Source organism: Chryseobacterium sp. SC28 (assembly GCF_003932955.1).
Classification (GTDB): Bacteria; Bacteroidota; Bacteroidia; order Flavobacteriales; family Weeksellaceae; genus Epilithonimonas.
The window spans coordinates 17,893-37,838 of record NZ_QOVY01000016.1 but is presented as its reverse complement, the minus strand read 5'-3'; the positions used below and the strand labels follow the sequence as shown (position 1 = coordinate 37,838).

General features: G+C 41.3%; 14 protein-coding genes. 3 read left to right on the top strand and 11 right to left on the bottom strand.

Translation table 11 applies throughout. The annotated features are described in order from the left end of the window. The first annotated feature begins 42 nt into the window (after positions 1-42). Together dusB and DTW91_RS09620 are read left to right on the top strand one after the other, a co-directional pair. Positions 43-1,032: a tRNA dihydrouridine synthase DusB gene (gene dusB / locus DTW91_RS09625; RefSeq protein WP_125203192.1), complete on the top strand. Its 990-nt coding sequence runs from the start codon at positions 43-45 to the stop codon at positions 1,030-1,032. A 50-nt stretch (positions 1,033-1,082) separates the two neighbouring features. After that, positions 1,083-2,708 (top strand): M1 family metallopeptidase, encoded by a 1,626-nt coding sequence (locus tag DTW91_RS09620; RefSeq protein ID WP_125203172.1) that lies wholly within the window; start codon positions 1,083-1,085, stop codon positions 2,706-2,708. A gap of 119 nt (positions 2,709-2,827) precedes the next feature. On the opposite strand, the gene guaA is transcribed toward DTW91_RS09620, so the two are convergent. Further along, positions 2,828-4,357 carry a glutamine-hydrolyzing GMP synthase gene (guaA, locus tag DTW91_RS09615; protein ID WP_125203171.1) on the bottom strand — a complete coding sequence of 510 codons (1,530 nt, stop codon included), beginning with the start codon at positions 4,355-4,357 and terminating at the stop codon, positions 2,828-2,830. An 83-nt stretch (positions 4,358-4,440) separates the two neighbouring features. Beyond that, a complete protein-coding gene (gene purD, locus DTW91_RS09610) occupies positions 4,441-5,679 on the bottom strand; it encodes a phosphoribosylamine--glycine ligase (RefSeq protein ID WP_125203170.1) in 1,239 nt (412 codons plus the stop codon). Positions 5,680-5,981: 302 nt separating this feature from the next. Here purD and DTW91_RS09605 point away from each other — a divergent pair, with 302 nt between their 5' ends. Beyond that, positions 5,982-7,688: a sulfatase gene (locus tag DTW91_RS09605; protein WP_125203169.1), complete on the top strand. Its 1,707-nt coding sequence runs from the start codon at positions 5,982-5,984 to the stop codon at positions 7,686-7,688. Positions 7,689-7,759: 71 nt separating this feature from the next. Here the strand turns inward: DTW91_RS09605 and DTW91_RS09600 are convergent, their stop codons facing one another. The 9 genes from DTW91_RS09600 to DTW91_RS09560 form a co-directional block, all read right to left on the bottom strand. After that, entirely contained in the window at positions 7,760-9,079 is a 1,320-nt protein-coding gene (locus tag DTW91_RS09600; RefSeq protein WP_125203168.1) for an MFS transporter, read from the bottom strand. Between the two features lie 11 nt (positions 9,080-9,090). Further along, a complete protein-coding gene (locus DTW91_RS09595; RefSeq protein ID WP_125203167.1) occupies positions 9,091-9,606 on the bottom strand; it encodes a nuclear transport factor 2 family protein in 516 nt (171 codons plus the stop codon). Then, complete coding sequence (locus DTW91_RS09590) at positions 9,603-10,433, bottom strand: KilA-N domain-containing protein (protein ID WP_125203166.1); 831 nt, start codon at positions 10,431-10,433, stop codon at positions 9,603-9,605. Before DTW91_RS09590 ends, DTW91_RS09595 begins: the two co-directional genes overlap by 4 nt. Positions 10,434-10,454: 21 nt before the next feature. Then, positions 10,455-12,299 carry a glycoside hydrolase family 13 protein gene (locus DTW91_RS09585; protein ID WP_125203165.1) on the bottom strand — a complete coding sequence of 615 codons (1,845 nt, stop codon included), beginning with the start codon at positions 12,297-12,299 and terminating at the stop codon, positions 10,455-10,457. A 73-nt stretch (positions 12,300-12,372) separates the two neighbouring features. Further along, positions 12,373-13,203, bottom strand: coding sequence for a GLPGLI family protein (locus DTW91_RS09580; protein ID WP_125203164.1), 831 nt, complete (start codon positions 13,201-13,203; stop codon positions 12,373-12,375). A 203-nt stretch (positions 13,204-13,406) separates the two neighbouring features. Beyond that, positions 13,407-15,569, bottom strand: a complete 2,163-nt coding sequence (locus DTW91_RS09575) for a glycoside hydrolase family 97 protein (RefSeq protein WP_125203163.1) — start codon at positions 15,567-15,569, stop codon at positions 13,407-13,409. A gap of 159 nt (positions 15,570-15,728) precedes the next feature. Further along, positions 15,729-17,168 carry a SusE domain-containing protein gene (locus DTW91_RS09570; protein ID WP_125203162.1) on the bottom strand — a complete coding sequence of 480 codons (1,440 nt, stop codon included), beginning with the start codon at positions 17,166-17,168 and terminating at the stop codon, positions 15,729-15,731. 22 nt (positions 17,169-17,190) lie between these two features. Beyond that, positions 17,191-18,315, bottom strand: a complete 1,125-nt coding sequence (locus tag DTW91_RS09565; protein ID WP_125203161.1) for a SusE domain-containing protein — start codon at positions 18,313-18,315, stop codon at positions 17,191-17,193. A 19-nt stretch (positions 18,316-18,334) separates the two neighbouring features. Then, entirely contained in the window at positions 18,335-19,927 is a 1,593-nt protein-coding gene (locus tag DTW91_RS09560) for a RagB/SusD family nutrient uptake outer membrane protein (RefSeq protein WP_125203160.1), read from the bottom strand. Positions 19,928-19,946: the final 19 nt, after the last annotated feature.

Sequence of the window (19,946 nt, the reverse complement as noted above, 5' to 3'; positions counted from 1 at the left end):
TGATTTTAAATTATTCAAAAAATGAATCATTATCTTTGCACAATGGTAAAAATTGGCAACATAGAACTTCCGGATTTTCCGCTATTGCTGGCTCCGATGGAAGATGTGAGCGATCCGCCGTTCAGAAAATTGTGCAAAATGCACGGTTCAGATCTGATGTATTCCGAATTTATTTCTTCGGAAGGCCTCATCCGTGATGCCATCAAAAGCCGTCAAAAGCTGGATATTTTCGATTATGAAAGACCTGTGGGCATTCAGATTTTTGGAGGTGATGAGGAGGCGATGGCGATGTCTGCGAGGATCGTCGAAACCGTGGAGCCCGATTTGGTGGATATCAACTTCGGATGCCCGGTGAAAAAAGTGGTTTGCAAAGGCGCCGGAGCAGGCGTTTTGAAAGATATTGACTTAATGGTTCGGCTGACGAAAGCGGTCGTAAAATCTACCCATCTGCCGGTAACTGTGAAAACGAGGTTGGGTTGGGACAATGATTCTATTAACATTGATGAAGTGGCCGAAAGATTGCAAGATGCCGGCATCAAAGCATTGACCATCCATGCCAGAACCCGCGCGCAGATGTACAAAGGCGAAGCCGACTGGACGCATATTTCCAGAATCAAAAGCAATCCGAATATCGAAATCCCAATCTTCGGAAACGGCGATATAGATTCTCCCGAAAAAGCCTTGGAATATAGACATAAATACAACTGCGACGGCATTATGATCGGGCGTGGCGCCATCGGCTATCCGTGGATTTTCAATGAAATCAAACATTTTTTTAAAACTGGTGAGATTTTGCCCGAGCCAACTATTTCTGAAAGATTGGAAGCGGTGAAAAACCACGCAGTCTGGTCTGTGGAATGGAAAGGCGAACGAGCAGGAATCGTAGAAATGAGGCAACATTACAGCAACTATTTCCGTGGCATCGCGCATTTTAAAGAATTTAAAACCAGATTTTTACAGGCTTTAACGCTTGATGAAATTGATGAAATTATCGAAGAAACAAAGCATTTCTATTTGGAAAATGCATTTTAGCTGTAACTTTTAAGACTCAAATTTACACTTATCAAATCTCAAAAAATAAAATGAAAAAACTGCTCCTACTTTTTGTTTTGATAATGGGTTTCTCCAAAGCCCAATTCTTCGAAACGACAGAAAAATTCACCAAAACCGATTCATTGAAGGGCTCGAACACGGCGTTTAGAAACTTTTGGGATGTGAAAAAATACGACATCGTTTTGGAACCCGACTTCGAGACCAAAAGTATCAAAGGCAGCAACAAAATCACTTTGCAAATATTAAAAAATGTAAAAAATCCGACCTTCCAAATCGATCTTCAAAAACCAATGAAAGCGGACAAGATAAAGGCGAGTTTTCTGGTAACTGATCAAAAAGTGGATGGCGATTTTATCTTCCTATCAACCAAAAAGACCTTCAAAAAAGGCCAGAAATTCACCATTGATATTGACTTTTCGGGAAATCCGATGATCGCAAAACATGCGCCTTGGGACGGCGGATGGATCTTCACCAAAGACCAAAACGGAAATCCGTGGATGACTGCTGCAGACGAAGGAATCGGCGCAAGCATCTGGCTGCCTACAAAAGATATCTGGAGCGATGAGCCGGATAATGGCATCACTTTCAAAATTATTACGCCGAAAGATCTTGTGGGTATCGCAAACGGGCGATTGATCCACCAAGAAAATATGGGCGAAAAAATCGGCTGGACTTGGGAAGTGAAAAATCCGATCAACGATTATTCCATCATTCCGTCCATTGGAAAATATGTGAATTTCAAAGATCATTTTGATGGTGAAAAGGGCAAGCTGGACTTGGATTATTGGGTTTTGGACTACAATCTGGACAAAGCGAAAAAACAGTTCGAGCAAGCAAAACCGATGCTCAAATCCTTTGAACATTGGTTTGGCCCGTATCCTTTCTATGAAGATTCTTACAAGTTGGTAGAGTCGCCGCATCTGGGAATGGAGCATCAGAGCAATGTGGCCTACGGCAACAAATTTCAAAACGGATATTTGGGACGCGACCTCTCTGGGACGGGCATTGGGCTGAAATGGGACTACATCATCGTTCACGAGAGCGGTCACGAGTGGTTTGCAAACAACATCACGGCGAAAGATCAAGCTGATATGTGGATCCACGAGGGTTTTACGGATTACTCCGAAACTCTGTTTGTCGAAAGTCTTTGGGGAAAAGCGGATGCCGATACCTATGTGCAAGGATTGCGAAACAAAATTGCCAATGACAAACCAATCATCGGGCAATACGGCGTGAGGAATGAAGGCAGCGGCGATATGTATTACAAAGGCGCGAATATGATTCATACGATCCGAACTATCATTAATAATGATGAAAAGTTCAGACAGATTCTGAGAGGACTAAACAAGGATTTCTACCATCAAACCGTCACCACGGCGCAAATCGAAAAGTATTTTTCTGATCAATCAGGGATCGATCTATCGACGGTCTTCGATCAATATTTGCGAACGGTCAAAATCCCAACTTTGGACTACCAGCAAAATGGAAATCAGCTGACATACAAATGGACGAACGTGATTCCGAATTTGAAATTACCAATACGACTTGCGGATGGCCAAGAACTCAAACCCACCGAGCAATCACAGACGGTAACTTTGAAATCTGACAAACCGGTGGAATTTGATAAAAATTATTATATTTATTATAGTAAATAATTGATTATCAATCTATTTTATAAATATCAATTCTAAGAAAACGCAACATTCATTAACAAAAAATTCGGCCGATTGTGCTGGATTTAAGTTTTTTTTAAAATAGGAATTGGCTTTATCTCCTACTCCCATTCAATCGTGGCCGGTGGTTTTGAGCTGATATCATAAACGACTCTGTTGATTCCGCGAACCTCGTTGATAATTCTGCCGGAAACTGTGTCCAAAAATTCATAAGGTAGTCGGCTCCAAGTGGCAGTCATAAAGTCAATCGTGTTGGCTGAACGAATGACCGCCGTGTATTCGTAAGTTCTTTCGTCGCCCATTACACCGACAGATTTTACCGGTAGCAACACGACGAATGCCTGAGAAACTTTCTCGTAAAGATCATTTTTGTACAATTCCTCGATGAAGATATCATCCGCTTCTTGCAGTATTTTAACTTTCTCAGCATCCACTTCTCCAAGGATTCTGATTCCCAAGCCAGGTCCCGGAAACGGATGCCTGTAAACCAACTCGTGAGGAATGCCCAACTCCTCTCCCACTTTTCTTACCTCATCTTTGAACAGTTCTCTCAGCGGTTCCAGCAATTCGAATTCCATTTCAGAAGGCAATCCGCCTACATTGTGATGAGATTTGATCACCGTCGACGGTCCTTTTACAGATTGAGATTCGATAACATCGGGATAGATGGTTCCCTGAGCCAGGAATTTGGCACCTTCAATTTTTTTCGATTCTTCATCGAAGACTTGAACGAACTCGTTGCCGATGATTTTTCTTTTTTGTTCCGGGTCGCCAACGCCTGCCAATTTTGACAAGAATCTTTCGGAGGATTCCACCAATTTGATGTTTAGATGGAAATGTTTGCCGTAATTCTCCATCACTTTTTTGTCTTCATTTTTTCTCAAAAGCCCGGTGTCCACGAAGATGCAAGTGAGCTGATCGCCGATGGCTTTATGAATCAAAACCGCAGCAACGGAAGAATCTACGCCGCCGGAAAGTCCCAAAATTACTTTGTTGTCGCCTACTTTTTCCTTGATTTCAGAAACGGTTTTTTCGATATAATTGGTTAGTTTCCAGTTTTTTTCGGATTGGCAGATGCCAAAGACAAAATTTTCCAGCATCTTTCCGCCTTCTTCGGAATGGGAAACCTCGGGGTGAAACTGAACGCCGTAGATTTTTTTCTCGGGGTTCGAAATGGCTGCTGCGACACCGGATTTTGCATTCAGTTCGAAACCGGGAGGCAATTTGGTAACCTCGTCGAAATGGCTCATCCAAACGACAGAATTTTGGCCGACGCCTTTCAATAATTCGTTTTGTTTTACGATGTCCAGATGGGCTTTTCCGTATTCTCCTTTGATGCCTTTGGTAACTTTTCCACCTAAGAGATGTGCTGTCAGCTGCATTCCGTAACAGATTCCCAAAACCGGAATTCCTTGTTCATAAAGTGCTTGATCCACCAAATGAGCATTCTCTGCATTGACAGAACTGGGGCCGCCGGATAGAATGATTCCCTTTGGTTTTTTGTCCAATATTTCTGACAATGGCGTGTTGAAAGGTAATATTTCCGAATAGACTTCCATTTCACGGATTCTTCTGCCAATGAGTTGATTGTATTGGGATCCGAAGTCTAAAATGATAATTCCGTTTTGCATTTTTATATAACTAATAGATGATGAGAGAAGCCGACCAAGTTTCTAAAAAAAAGAGATATTGAACGCCAACATCTCTTTGTATTTTAAAATTTCGCAATATCGTCGCGATAAAAAGCATAGTCGAAATGAATTGGGACGGCGTCTTCATAAACCTTTTTTCGTGCCTCTTCATAAGTATCTCCCAGAGCCACAATATTCAGCACACGCCCGCCCGTGGTCACCACTTTGTTTCCTCTGTAATCTGCCCCGGCATAAAGAATGGTGCTGTTTTTTACCTTATCTACGCCCGTAATTTCGTAGCCGGTTTCGTAATTTTTGGGATAGCCGCCGGAACAAACTACCAGGCAAACTGCTTTTTTATTTTTAAATTGAAGATTCAATTCTTTACCTTGAAGGCAATCCTCGATGACATCTACCAGATTGTTTTCAAGGAGCGGCATCAGCACTTGCGTTTCAGGATCACCCAATCTCATATTGTACTCCAGAAGATAGGTTCCGTTGGCAGTTACCATCAATCCGAAGAAAATAAATCCTTTGAAACCGAGCCCTTCTTTTTTGAGTCCTTCCAAAGTAGGATTCATAATGTTTTGGACAAAATCCCGATTGTGTGCGTCTGTAAATTCCGGACTTGGTGCCACAGAACCCATTCCGCCGGTGTTCGGACCAGTGTCCCCATTTCCGGCTTTTTTATAATCTTTGGCTGCGACACAAGGAAAAAATTGGTGTCCGTTTGAAAATGCAATGATTGAGGCTTCGAAACCTTGCAGAAATTCCTCGATTACCACTTGGATTCCTGCATCTCCGAAGATTCTTTTAATCATAAAATCGTGGATAGTGCCTTCGGCATGTTCCAGATCCTCTGCAATTACCACGCCTTTTCCACCTGCCAGTCCACTCGCTTTAATGACCAGAGGAAACTTCTGACTCTGTAAATATTCTTTAGCTTCGGGATAGGAATCAAAAATGACGGCTTTGGCGGTTTTGATGCCGTAGGTCTGCATAAATTTTTTAGAGAAAGCTTTGCTGCCCTCCAATGAAGCGGCTTTCTTCGACGGGCCGAAAACTCTGAGATCAACTTTTTTAAATTCGTCTACAATGCCTTCTACGAGTGGCGCTTCGGGACCTACGATGGTGAGATCTACGTTTTGCTTAACAGCAAAATCTCTAAGTTTCAAAATATCAGTTTCGTTGATATTTTCTCCTATTTTTTGTGTAGTGGCATTTCCGGGTGCAAAAAACATTTTTGTAATTCGGGTATCCTCGCTTAGTTTTAAAGCCAAAGCTGAAGCGCGGCCGCCATTGCCAACAATAAGTAATCTCATTATTATCGTGTTTTAACTTTCGAAGTGCCAAATTTAAGATTTTTTGATAATAAATCTAACAAAATATAAAGTTTAATTTTCCAGAGAAACTCATAAAAAGTTGCAATCGTTCGTTTTTTTATTAAAAGTTTTTACATTGTTTTGGGATCTGAATATTGGATATTATATTTGAATTGAACGTTAGTGCCTTGGAGCATTATATTTTTTGCGGGGTATTATTCGATGGAGGATTGGCATAGCTCAGGACTTAAAAAATTTTTATATTTAAAGAAAGATAAATCAAACAAAAAAAGACTGTTTTTATGAAACCACTTATTTCCATTTTTTTATTTCTGACATTTTCTTTGCTAACTGCCCAGAGTAATTTGCCATCAAGCACTTCGGCAAAGCGACCCAACATTGTTTTTATAATGGCAGACGATCACGCGATACAGGCCATAAGCGCCTATGGACATCCCGTCTCCAAATTGGCGCCCACGCCTAATATTGACCGAGTTGCTAAGGAAGGCGCTTTATTTTTAAAGAATTACTGCACCAATTCGATCTGCGGCCCGAGCAGGGCAGTCATCCTTACGGGCAAGCACAGCCATATCAATGGATTCCGCCAAAATGGCGACATCTTCGATGGTTCGCAGCCCACTTTCCCCAAAATGCTGAAGAAAGCCGGCTACAAAACTGCAATGGTTGGTAAATGGCATCTTCATGGCTATCCTGAAGGTTTTGATTATTGGAACATCCTGAACGACCAAGGAAATTATTACAATCCGCAATTCATCAAGAAAAAAGATTCTGCCTTGCTGGACAAAAAACTGGTGGAGAGTACATCGCATTGGAATCAGAAACTCCCGGATACATTGGTGGTTAATGGCTATGCTACCGATCTGATAACAGAAGATGCGCTGCGTTTTATCAAAGAAAATAAAAATTCGGATCAACCATTTTTATTGATGGTTCATCACAAGGCGCCCCACCGAAACTGGATGCCGGCGCTGCGACATCTCAATAAATATGAAAATGTAAAATTTCCGATTCCTGATACTTATTTTACCGATCATCAAGGTTCTACCGCGTCTAAAGAGCAACTTCAAACGATCTACCGTGATATGTACGAAGGTCACGACCTGAAAATGACGAAAGAAAAAGGGAAACCGGACTTGGCGACCGACCCGTGGAAAACCGACTTTGGCAGAATGACAAAGGAGCAACGTGCCGAATGGGACAAAGCCTATCAAAAAAGAAATGATGCGATGCACGATGCCAAACTAACCGGAAAGGCACTGGCAGAATGGAAATATCAACGCTATATGCAAGATTATCTGGCTTCCATCGCATCCGTAGATGAGGGCGTCGGTAAGATTCTTGATTATCTGGATGAAAGTGGCCTCTCTGAAAATACCATCGTGGTTTATACATCGGATCAAGGATTCTATTTGGGAGAGAAAGGTTTTTTTGACAAACGATTTATGTACGAAGAATCTTTTGGGATGCCCTTGCTGATGAAATATCCCAAATCTATACAGCCGGGAACTGTGGTCACTGCGCTTACTCAAAATCTGGATTTCGCAGAAACTTTTCTGGATTATGCAGGCGTGCCTATTCCGAAAGATATGCAAGGAAAATCTTTCCGCCCGGTCTTGGAGAACAGAGTAAAGAATGATGATTTCCGAAGAGCCTTATATTATCATTACTACGATTATCCCGCTTTTCATATGGTAAAAAAGATGTATGGCATTCGAACATTCGATTATAAACTCTTCCACGTCTATGACGATATCGATGAGTGGGAATTTTATGATCTCAACAAAGACCCGAAAGAGCTGAACAACCAATTCCAAAACCCCGATTACGCGACCATCATAGAGACCTTGAAAAAACAATTGCTTCAGCTGCAAAAAGATTATAAAATCACCAATAAAGAATTTGAAAAAGCTAGCAAAGAATCTATTGAGAAACACTATGAGACCTTCGAAAAGTTGCGAGATAATCCCAATATCCATTACGGACATTAGAATCGTATCAACATCATGCATAAGAAAGAGTCCGGTAGTAGCATCGCACACTTACACTTACGCCGGTGCATTTATCTTTGTGTTTTATTTTCCTTGATGACAAATACGCTGGCAGCGGCTAAGAAGAGCAACGCTCCCGCAATGCCCAACATCGCAATAGAGCTTCCCATTGCAATATATCTAAACAGGACACCTCCAAGCAATGCTGCCACAATCTGTGGCAAGCATATCGTACCGTTGAACAGTCCCAAATACGCTCCCATATTATCGCCCTTCAAAGCATTCGTCAATATGGTAAATGGCAAAGCCAAGATGGCGGCCCAGGCGCAACCAATCAGAAGATAGGGAATGAAAAGAACATACCTGTCGTGGACAAACATCGTAGCGACAAAGCCAATGCCTCCTAATATCAAACTTATGGCATAAGCGGTTTTATAAGATTTGAAACGAGGAATCACCATTGCCCAAATCACTGAACCAACGGCCTGAACAGCAAATACGACCCCGACCCAATTACCGGCCTCCTGATAAGCAGCGGATTTTACATCGCTCGTATTCCAAATGGTTTCGGCAATTCCTCCGTTGGTGTAAGTCCACATATACATAAAAGCTGCCCAGCTGAAAAACTGCACCAGACCCACGGACCAAAATACGGAAGGTGCTTTTGCCAACAATTGGAATATATTCGCAGATTTTTTGGTGACAGAGATATCCTCGATGCCATGAAATTCAGCATATTCTTTAGGTGGCATTTCCTTCACTGTAAAAACTGTATAAAGTACACATAAAATGAGGATAGCAGCACCGCCGTAAAAAGAATATATCACCGAGTCGGGAACGACGCCTGCTGCTGCTACGTTTGAAATACCGATGAAGGTAAAGATAATGGGAAAGAGATAGCCCACGAGACTTCCTGCGTTGGACAGAAAACTCTGAATAGAATAAGCAAGTCCTTTTTGCTTTTCGTTGACCATATCTCCCACCATCATTTTGAACGGCTGCATGGCCATATTGATGGACGTATCCAACAGCATCAATGCGATCAAGCCGAAAACCATTGCTGAAGAAACAGACAAATTGAAACTTCCAGAGTTGGGCAACAGACACATCACAATGACCGAAATAATAGAACCGACCAGCAGGTAAGGTATTCTTCTCCCAAGTTTAGTCCAGGTTCGGTCGCTCAAAACGCCTACTACGGGCTGGACAATCATTCCCATCAGCGGCGGTAGAATCCAAAAGTAGCTCAGGTTGTGCGGATCTGCCCCCAAAGTGGCAAAAATCCGACTGATGTTGGCGCTTTGCAAAGAATAGGCAATCTGAACACCAAAAAAGCCGAAGCTGATGTTCCACAACTGGGAGTACGGCAAATCTCTTTTACTTACATTCATTTTATATCGTGTTACTTTAATTTCAAAATCATTTCGTTTTCGATGGGTGCTTTGATTTTTACAACCTCATTACCCACTTCATTGGGAATCGTCATCGAGAGGACATATTGCTTCACTTTCCAATTTCCATTGATTTTTTCCAGAACGCCGGAACCTCTACAAATTTTCATCTGAGTATCCAAAAGTTCATCAAACCAGGCATAATTTCCGTCTTTACTGAAAGTTATAGTTCGTTTTAAGGATTTGAAATCCCAACCATGTCCTTTGTCAAAATGTGGTTTTGCATAATCCATAAATTGTTTTTTGTCCCATATTTCCGTCGCATCGGTTCCTATATAGGTCGATTGCTCGGCAAATAAGTCAAAATAATTTTTAAAATCTGCTTTTGCAGCAAATTCATTCAGGTTATCTAAAACCAATCCAACATTTTTCTTCTGAACATTCTCGTCAAAGCCTTTCTTTTGGGCAGAAAGTGGAATTGAAAATGAGAGAAGGACAAACAGCAATAAAGACAGATATTTTTTCATAATCTATTTAAATTTTTCAGGTTATTGTTTGCGAGCAAAGATTTCATTTGAGTTATGGCTACTTTGTTGAGTTGAACAAGTCTTTCATTTTGTGGCAAATTTTGCTGAATGAACAAGGCGTTGATGCTTTCCAAATTACTCAGAACAACCAATTGTTCCAAGGTAGCCTCATCTCTAATATTTCCTTTTTTCTCGGGATTTTTATCTCGCCATTCTTTGGCTGTTATACCAAAAAGTGCAACATTCAGCAAATCTGCTTCATTGGCATACACAAATCCCGATTGCAATTTTGTGACTTCTTTGGGAATCAAATTGGCCTTAATAGCGTCTGTATGAATGTGATAATTGATTTTAGAAATGGTTCTTTGCAAGTTCCACTCGAGATTGAGACGCTTGTTTTCATCATCTTTGAGGCGTTGAAATTCTTTAATTAGAAAAAATTTAAATTCTGCGCTTAACCAAGTTGCAAATTCAAAGGCAATATCCTTGTGAGCAAAGGTTCCGCCGTATCTTCCTGTTTTGGAAACAATACCAATTGCATTTGTTTCTTCAATCCATCGTTTCGGTGTAAGGGAAAAGCTGTTTGAACCGGCTTGGATTTTAATTCCATCGAATTCGATGGAATTAAAATTTGGATTATTAAATTTCTCCCACAAACCAATAAAGTCGATAGTACTTCTATTTCGCAGCCAGTTTTGAAGAAGATAATCACTGCGCTCAGAATCACGATACCTTGCAATATCGGTTAAAGAAATGTAATCATTGCTATTGTCTTGATAAAAAACAACATCAACTCCTTGAACATTTATTTTCTTATTTTTCGCCATTTGCAAACGATAATACGACTTTTATTTAAGCTCTAAAATTAATGAAGATTTTCCACCGACAGACAAATTTGTTTTCAAATCAAAATCTTTGTCAGAAATGATGTCTTTTCCTTTGGTGAAGTTATGGATGCCTTCAGAAAAACGCTTCAAATCTAAGTTCTGAGTTTCTTTGTTGTTATTGATGACAACCATCACCCGTCCTTTATCAGTATATCTAAAATAAACGTAAACATTGTTGTTCGGAACATAATGGAGGGTTTTTCCTTGATGTATCGCTTCGTTTCCTTTTCTCCAGTTCAGTAATTTTTTGGTAAAATCGAAATATTCATTTTGGGAAGAACTTCTCCCAGATTTTGTGAAAGCATTATTGGCATCGCCGGCCCAACCTCCTGGAAAATCCCGACGAATATCGCCGTCGCCCTTGCCTTTGTCGCCAGCCATCCCAATTTCGGAACCGTAATACAATTGGGGGATACCGCGTACGGTCAAAATCAAACTCATCGCCAGTTTATAATCTTCCAATTTGGGATAATTCTGGTTAAATCGGTTTGTGTCGTGATTTTCGGCAAAAACCAAAATATTATTGATGTTGGGATACAGAAAATCATTCGCAAAATTATCGTAAACCCTCTGCATTCCGGAGTCCCAGCCCGGCTCTTCCCGGAAAACCTGACCGATGGCATCGTGCAGGGTAAAATCCATCACAGAAGGCAAATACGAATTGTAACCTTCTATCGCTGCGATCTTAGAATCCTTCTGCCAATAGGCCATTTGCGCCTGATTGTGCATCCAGACTTCGCCCACAATATTGAGCTTCGGATATTCGTCTGTGATGCGTTTTGTCCACTCGGCAATGCCTTTTTTGTCATTGTAAGAATAGGTATCCACGCGCAGTCCGTCCAAGCCGGCATATTCTATCCACCAGATCGCATTCTGTGCCATATAATTGATAACCAACTGGTTACCTTGATTCATATCCGGCATCGTGGTATCAAACCAACCGTCCATACAAGCGGCTTCATCTACTTTCGCAGCGTTGGTATCAAACTGCGTCGTCATCCTGTAATTGCTTCTTTGGAAACCGTTTTTCCCGTCTTCCCAATAATGGATCCAATCTTTGGAAGGCAAATCCTGAATGATCCAACTTTTCGAACCCCAATGATTGGTGACATAATCCATCACAAGTTTCATTTTGCGCTTGTGAAGTTCGTTTGCCAAATTCTTGTAGTCATCGTTGGTTCCGTAGCGCGGATCGATTTTGTAATAATCGCTTTGCGCGTAGCCGTGGTAAGAATAGCTGGGTTCGTTATCTTCCAACAGCGGCGTGTTCCAAAGCGTGGTGACGCCCAATTCGCCCAGATAATCCAAGTTTTTTATGATTCCTGCAATGTCGCCACCGTGGCGGCCACCCGATTGCGTTCTGTCACTTTTTTCGGCGGTATCTGGTGTGTTGTCATTTTCCGGATTTCCGTTGGCAAAACGATCCGGCATCACGAGATACATCACATCTGCCGAGGTGTAAGAATCTCTGTTGGCGGAGTTCTGCTGCCTTTGTTTGAATTCGTAATCGAGAGTTTTGACGGTTTTCGATTCTTTTTTGAAGTTGATTTTGACTTTCCCGGGTTTTACATTTTGCGTGTCGATGGTTACAAAAAGGTAGTTTGGGTTTTCAACTTTTTTAACCTCCTTAATTTTGATTCCGTTGGAGAATTCGGGTTTCAAATCGTTGATATCTTTACCATAAACCAAGAGTTGAAGTTTGGGATTTTTCATTCCGCTCCACCAAAAAGCGGGCTCTATTTTTTGGATTTGGGCCAAAACTGCCGAAAAAATGAGCAGCGATGTAATTGTGAATATTTTTTTCATAATGATTGAATATTGAGAATGTGGGATTTAAATTAAACCTTCAAGGTTTTAAAAACCTTGAAGGTTTGTAAAACTATTTCAGTGGATACTTCACAGCCGTGTCCAACTCGACAGGATTGTTGTTTCTGCGAAGTTCTTCTTGCGTTCTCTTGGTGAGATACGGAATATCTTCCTTTTTGTTGTAGTTAACGCCATCCCCAAAATTGACATTCCAATTCCCGGTAGCTGTCCTCGCCCACGAATAAGGATCATTGTAATAATTGATTTGGAGTTCGTTTAGTTTTTCGGCTGCGATCTTGATCGGTTTCTCGCCATAATGGGTTTCCAAAAAGTCGTTGGTATCAACCTCAACGTCTAATGTTGTACTATTCACTAACTTGTAAGAGTAATTATTCCCCACATCTGATACCTCAAAAACAAGCCCTGGCAAGCCTCGGAATTTGTATGGACCTTCTGAAATCGGAATTTCTGCAGTAAACCAAGCTACCCAATGCCTACCTCCAAAATTGGTTTCCGCCTTCTGCAAATGATAATTTGCGACATTTTTAGTTTCGGGAAAAACATTCCATTTCATTTCATCGTTGGATTCAACCAAAAAATAATCAAAAAGGTTGTCCTTGTAATTCTGATTAAAATTGCTGCCGTTTTTTCTCTTCAGTAACTGCTGAGTTATGCTGTTGGTCATCCAATTTTCATTTTTAATCTTTCTTATAGAGTCTATTCTCAAAAATTCTATATCATAAAATTTTGTTTCTTCTTTACCGATATCTAAAACCATTTTTACGGAGTCTGTTTTATTCTTCGTGGAATCAGATTTGAAGTGTAATTCATAAATGAAGCGGTGCGTTTGACCAAAACCAATAATGAACAGAAATAAGACAGAAAATGTGATGATTTTTTTCATAATGATTAATATGGAGAATCTTGGTATTCAATTAAATCTTCCAATTAAACCTTCAAGGTTTTTGAAACCTTGAAGGTTTGTAGCCCCGATTGACGGTGTCTTTATTTTATTTTTCCAGATCGCTGCATCTCGTAACTCGATTTCCGACAACATACTTTTTTGTTTTTGTCAAAATCTCGAAGCGGGACTAAGCTCCTAAAAAATTATTTCACAGGTTTCAGAGAAATGGCATAACCGCCGCTTCTTGCGAGGTGAACGGGAAGTTTGGTTTTGCTGTCCACTGTTTTTTTGTAAATATGATAGCTCTGTGGATTGTTGATGTAATCGGCATCTTTACCATCTTCGTAAACTGTGGCTTCGTACTTTTTGCCTTTCTCTAAAAACGAAAAATCCACTGTGAAATCTCTAGGATTTTCATCTGTGATGCCGCCCACGAACCAGCTTTGAGTTCCTTTTGCTTTACGCGCGGTGTGAATGTAATCGCCTGGTTCGGCTGAAAGGATTTTGGTATCGTCCCAATCTGCGGCTACATCTTTGATGAACTGGAAAGCATCCATATGCTTGGCGTAATTTTCGGGCAAATCGGCAGCCATCTGCAGCGGCATATACATCACCACGTATAATGCTAATTGTTTGGCCAAGGTAGTTTTCACAAATCGCTTATCTCCAGGAAAATAATAATCCAATTTGGTTTGGAAAATACCCGGTGTATAATCCATAGGGCCACCCATCCAGCGTGTGAAAGGCATAATGGTCTGATGGTCTGGATTGTTTCCACTAAAAGCCTCAAACTCCGTTCCTCTTGCGGCTTCTGCAGAAATCCAGTTGGGATAAGTTCTGCTTTCTCCACCTGGGCGAACGGCTTCGTGCGAGTTGACCATCAATTTATATTCATTGGCTTTCTCCGCAATTCTGTAATAATGGTTGATAGTCCATTGAGAATAATGGTGCTCGCCACGAGGAATAATATCGCCCACATAGCCGGTTTTCACAGATTTGTACCCATATTTATTCATCAATTGGAACGCTTTATCTGCCCATCTTTCGTAATTGGTGGCAGAGCCCGAAGTTTCGTGGTGCATTATCAGTTCTACATTTTTGGAATGGGCATATTCGTTCAACATTTTAATATCAAAATCAGGATACGGCGTGATAAAATCGAAAACAAATTCTTTGGATTTTCCGAACCAATCTTCCCAGCCGATGTTCCAGCCCTCGATCAAGAGCCCTTGAAAGCCGTTTGCCGAAGCAAAATCGATGTATTCTTTCACTTTGGTGTTGTTGGCGGCGTGTTTTCCGTTGGGTGTTAATTTAGAAAAATCGGTTTTTCCGATGTGTACATTTTCCGATGTGGAATAGGCCCACTGAGATTTCCCGATGATCATTTCCCACCAAACGCCCATATATTTGGTCGGTTTTATGTAAGAAGTGTCGGTATAAGCAGTCGGTTCATTGAGGTTAAACATCATTTTGGAGTCTAGCACCACTTCGGCTTTTGGCGAAACGATGATGGTTCTCCAAGGTGTGGTGGCTGGTGTTTGGATATAACCTTTTGCGCCCTGTCTGTCGGCGGTCAAATGGGTTTTGAATTTAAAATTTTGAGCATCTACCTCCAAATGAGAGGCAGGATAATTAAGAACTGCGGCTTCGCCTACATTGATGTATAGCGAATTGCTGCCTTCTTTTTTCAGCATCAATGGCGTTTGAACGGCATTTTTGATTAAAGATTGAGAGGCGTTTGACTCATAGGCTTTTGGCCATTGTGCCGGGATTTCGGAGATTTTCGTTGTTTGATATTGATATTCTTGCGAGTCGTAATCTGCAACGATCCACCAGGCTTTCATATCAGTAGGGAAATCGATTTCCGAATCTTCTTCGCGGATGACGAAATAATTGAGATTTTTTTGTTCGGGAAATTCGTATCTGAAGCCCAATCCATCGTTGAAGAGACGGAATTTCACAATGATATTTCGTTTGGTTGACGTTTGGTTGAGAGTAAGTGCAAGCTCGTTGTAATGATTAATGTAGGTTTTCTTTTCACCAAGAACGGGCTGCCAGGTTTCGTTTTTGGAATCTCTTTTTTCATCAATTTTTTCGAATCCATAATTGAGGTCGTTTGCCAATTCTTCAGCTTCCGGTTTTGTAAATTCTGAAGAGAATTTCACGAATTTATCTTTAAAAAGTCTTAGTCCCAATTTGGAATCTTCTACTACGGTTTCGCCGTTGTACTTCAAATTGTAAACGGGGACGCCATTTTTGAGTTGGAAATTCATTTCGAATTTGCCGTCGGGGGATTTTAAACTTTGAGCGTTGATGCCTGCAAACATCAAAAAGAACAGAACTGTTCCGATAGTCAATTTTTTCATTAGTTTAAATAATTTTAGTTTGAAAGCCATCATTTATCATTATTGAATTTTAAGACAAATGGTGAGGTCTATTTTCATTTTATACGGTTGCTATATTTGGTACAATATAAAAAAAGTGTTGCACTTTGGCAACACTTTATGATGATTACTCTATTAAAATTAATTTAATTGTACGAGTTTGTAAGTTCCTTTTTTCAAATCAACGGTAATAGTGAAGTAATTGCCACCACCGTCAAATTTGATATTATTGTTGTCTCCGTTCGGACCGAGGAAACCGGAATTACCGGCCGTATGAAGATTGCCCCATTCGTATCCGGACCAATCCTGCTGTCCTAAGAATTTGAATTCGGCACCGTCGGGCATTTCGAGCGGATCGCTTTCGAAGACGCCATTTCCCTTAGGTTGGAAAGCTAATGCTGCACCGGCATTCCATCCTTGAATAGATCCTGCGAGGTACAAGTTTGGAATATCCCAAGGAGCAGTCGTTGGAGTCACAGTCAGCGATTTGACTCCGAAATCTGCATTAATCACCACTTTGTAAACCCCTGCAGTTCCTGTAAATTTCATATTCTCCGGATCGCCATACTCTACGTTGGAAGATACGGTTTTGAAGTATCTGTTGGATGCATTGGTTCTGGGATCATCAATGCTGTAATTCAGCGGATTCCAGTCCTGCTGTCCAAGGAATCTAAAGTTGTCCGGTTGCAGATAAGTATAAATTTCGGAAAGATTATCATTTTTAAACAACTTGATGGCATTTCCCGCATTCCATCCTGCCGCACTTGCACCGCCCACTAAGTAGAAATCAGGATAATCTACCTGATATGGTGTGACTTTGAAGGTGACAATATCGGACGGAAGTACAATGGATCCGCCCACAGAAGATGTAGTAGCGGTTACCCGTACATCCATATCGTTGGCTTGGTTGATTGTGGCACCGGTGTTGACTACGGCGGTGTTCAGATCTTTATTGGTTACAGCCAAAGATTTTGCATTAGTGACTTCTCCGACGGAAACGAAAGAGGTGGTGCCGGTTTTTGCAATTTCTACCAAATATTTGACATCGACTCCATAGCTTGAATAGTCATCCCAAGTGAAAGTCATCGCAATGGCCGACTGGTCTGCAGCATCGAGAACCAAAGTGGAACCGGCCGTTGGTGCCGTCACAATCGGGCCTTCTACCGGGTATGGCGTGACGGTGAAAGATATGGCATTGGATACTTCTGCGCCCGCTTCCACTCTTATATAAACTGTAGAAGGGGTGTACGGCGACATACCAGCTTGCAGAAACTTACTATTGATATCTCCGATGGTGGTGGTAAAGATATTGGTTGTTGCTGTTCCTAATGTGCTTTTAGTCGAAAAATCTTCTTTGGTAGAATAGACAATGGTGAAGTTGGACGCTCCTGTTTTGTCCCAAGTCAGCACAAAGGGATTGTCTTTCATTGTTTCGTACAGCACATTGCTGCCAAGCGTGGTGTTATATAGCTTGAAACTGGCTTCCGGGGTCGTCCAATCTCTGTCTGCATCATCTGTACAGGTTACAAATAATAATGCTACCAGCAACGATGCGAAAAATGCTTTTATAATATTTTTCATGTTTTTAATAATTATTGCAAGATTATTGTTTAACAACTTTATAAGTCCCTGCTTTTAAGTTGACTGTAATTTTATAGGAACTGCCATCTCCGGCAACTTTGATGTTATCATTATCGCCTTTGGGTCCTAAAAATCCTGAATTGCCGGCTGCGGAAAGATTGCCCCATTCGAGAGTTCCAAAAGATTTTTGACCAAGGAATTTGAATTCTGCATCAGCCGGTAACGTGGTGGTATATTCAAAAATGCCTGTTCCGGCGCTGGTCATCTCGATTGCGTTTTCAGCAGACCAGCCGTTGCCTGCAACGTTTCCTACCAAATATAATTGAGGGATATCAAAAACAGGAATAGGTGAAATGGTGGCATTTAGAGATTGCACGGTTTTGTCTGCATTTATCACCACTTTGTAGATGCCTGTTTCGCCGGTGAATTTCATATTCTCGCGATCTCCAAAAACAATGTTGGAAGAGGTCGATTTGAAATATCTGTTGCCGGCATCTGTTCCCGGATCATCTATACTGTAATTAAGTGGTTGCCAGTCCTGCTGACCCAAAAATCTGAAATTCTGATCTTTTTCCAAATAGGTGTAGATGTAAGATAAATTCTCTTGCTTATACAGGAGTTGAGCAGCCGAAGCCGTCCAGCCCACATAGCTGGCAGCGCCCACGAGGTAGAAATCGGGATAAACCAACTTGTATGGCGTTACCATTAAGGAAGTAACATTTGAGGTCGCCTGTACAGCATTATTTCCAAGATAGGAGATTACCCTCACATACATTTTACCCGGCACATTGGCAACCAGTCCTATGGATTGCGCCGCAGCGTTCACTTGATTTGCCGTATAAGTTACGGTCCTGTTGGAGTCTGTCACGCTGCTTACCAGCTGTGGTGAAGTAAAAGCTTCGTCGGCTGATACCTCGACATTGTAACTCACGGATACAGGAACAGAATAGGCTGCCGGAGACCAAGAAATGGTGAGAGCCGGATTGTCGGGAAAATTCTGATCGAGAAATAAGTTGGTAGTCGAGAGATCCACCACCATTGCCGCGGAGGTATTTTCTACGGTGATTATTTCCCTGTCGTCGCAGGCCGTGATCGTAATGATGGCCAAAAAAGCAAGAAGTATTTTATTTAAAATATTTGTTTTCATCTCAAAATAAGTTTAGTTCTTAGTAGCCCGGATTTTGGACTAAATTTGGGTTAGCAATAATATCCTTGGCAGGAATCGGGTAAAGATTTCGGTAATCTCCGACTGCTGCACCTTCTTTGATATTCCCTTTCCAAGGCCATAAATAGGCTGCGGTCGTAAATTTTCCATACCGAATTAAGTCGGTTCTTCTGGTCATCTCCCAACCCAATTCTCTAGCTCTCTCGTCTAAAATAAAATCGAGGTTGATAGAAGACAATGTCGAGGTATATCCTGCTCTGGTTCGGAGCTGATTCACATAGGCCAATGCCGTGGCAGCGCTACCGCCGGCACCTCCTCTCAGTGTTGCTTCTGCATACATCAAATAGATATCTGCGAGTCTAAATAGAGGGACGTCTGTATCTACAAAATTCTTGGCGGCATCTGTTCCAAAAGCTCCTGTACTTGTTAGGTTTTTAAATTTCACAAAGGCATAGCCATCTGTAAAAGTTCCCAGGTCATTGATTTCGAGGCTTTGACCCTCTGTATAGAAATTACCCCGCTGATCATTGCTGTCTGGAAATAATCCTACATACGCTTTGGTTGTTCTGAGGCCACCCCATCCGCCATTGATGCCAAACATTGTTTCGGCAGGCATCGAGCCTCCAACTGCGGCATGTACAAGATATGTTGATCCTCCAGATGTCTGGATATGAACGCCATCGAAAAGGATCGCAAAAATAACTTCCGGGTTATTTTTGTCATTATCGGCTAAGAAAAGATCTGCATATTTAGGTTTCAGTCCATATCCCGCTTCAATAACTTTGTTACAGTACGTAATGACGTCGGTGTAATGATCGCTTCCATTGTATATTTTAGAGTTCAAATACAATCGAGCCAGTAAAGCCCAAGCTGCAGCTTTGTCGGCACGGCCATATTCATTAGTTTTCGGAGCTTTCAAATCATTGGATACGGCCAGTAATTCTGATTCTACAAAATCAAATAATTCTGCGCGGGTAATTCTTCTTGGGGGATTAATGGATCCAGGCAAATAAGACTCATCTACAAAAGGCACATTGCCAAACAGATCCAAAGCATAGTAATAAGATAATGCTCTCAGAAATCTGGCTTCAGCCCGCATATATTTGGCTTCGGTAAGGTTATCGCCTGTAATATTATTGGAAGCCAATTTCTCGTCGGTCACATTTCTAAGAAACTCGTTGGACGTGGCAATCTGTGTGAAAATTCTGTAGTACATCCCTGCAATGAATTCGTTGGAGGAATCCCAAGTCATCTTATGAATCGTATGAAGGGTTCCGTCGTTCCAGGCGATCACCGCCTCATCGGTTGGCAAAACCTGCATTGTGAAAAGCATTCTGGTATATTGTGAAAAGTTACCATCAATACCGTTTATGTCAGAATTACCACCGTTGGGCTCCTGTCCTCCGTGAGCAAATCCACCGTAAACTTTGGCCAAAGCACTGGGATAATTTGCAAAATCTTTATATATACTGATGGAGGTCAGTCCTGTTAAAGGTTCTTGTTCAAGATCGTTTATACACGAAGTTCCGATTAGCAGCAAACTAAATGTAGCAGCAATCGTAATAGTTTTAAATTTTTTTATATTGTTTTTCATTTCCTTTATTGTTATTTAA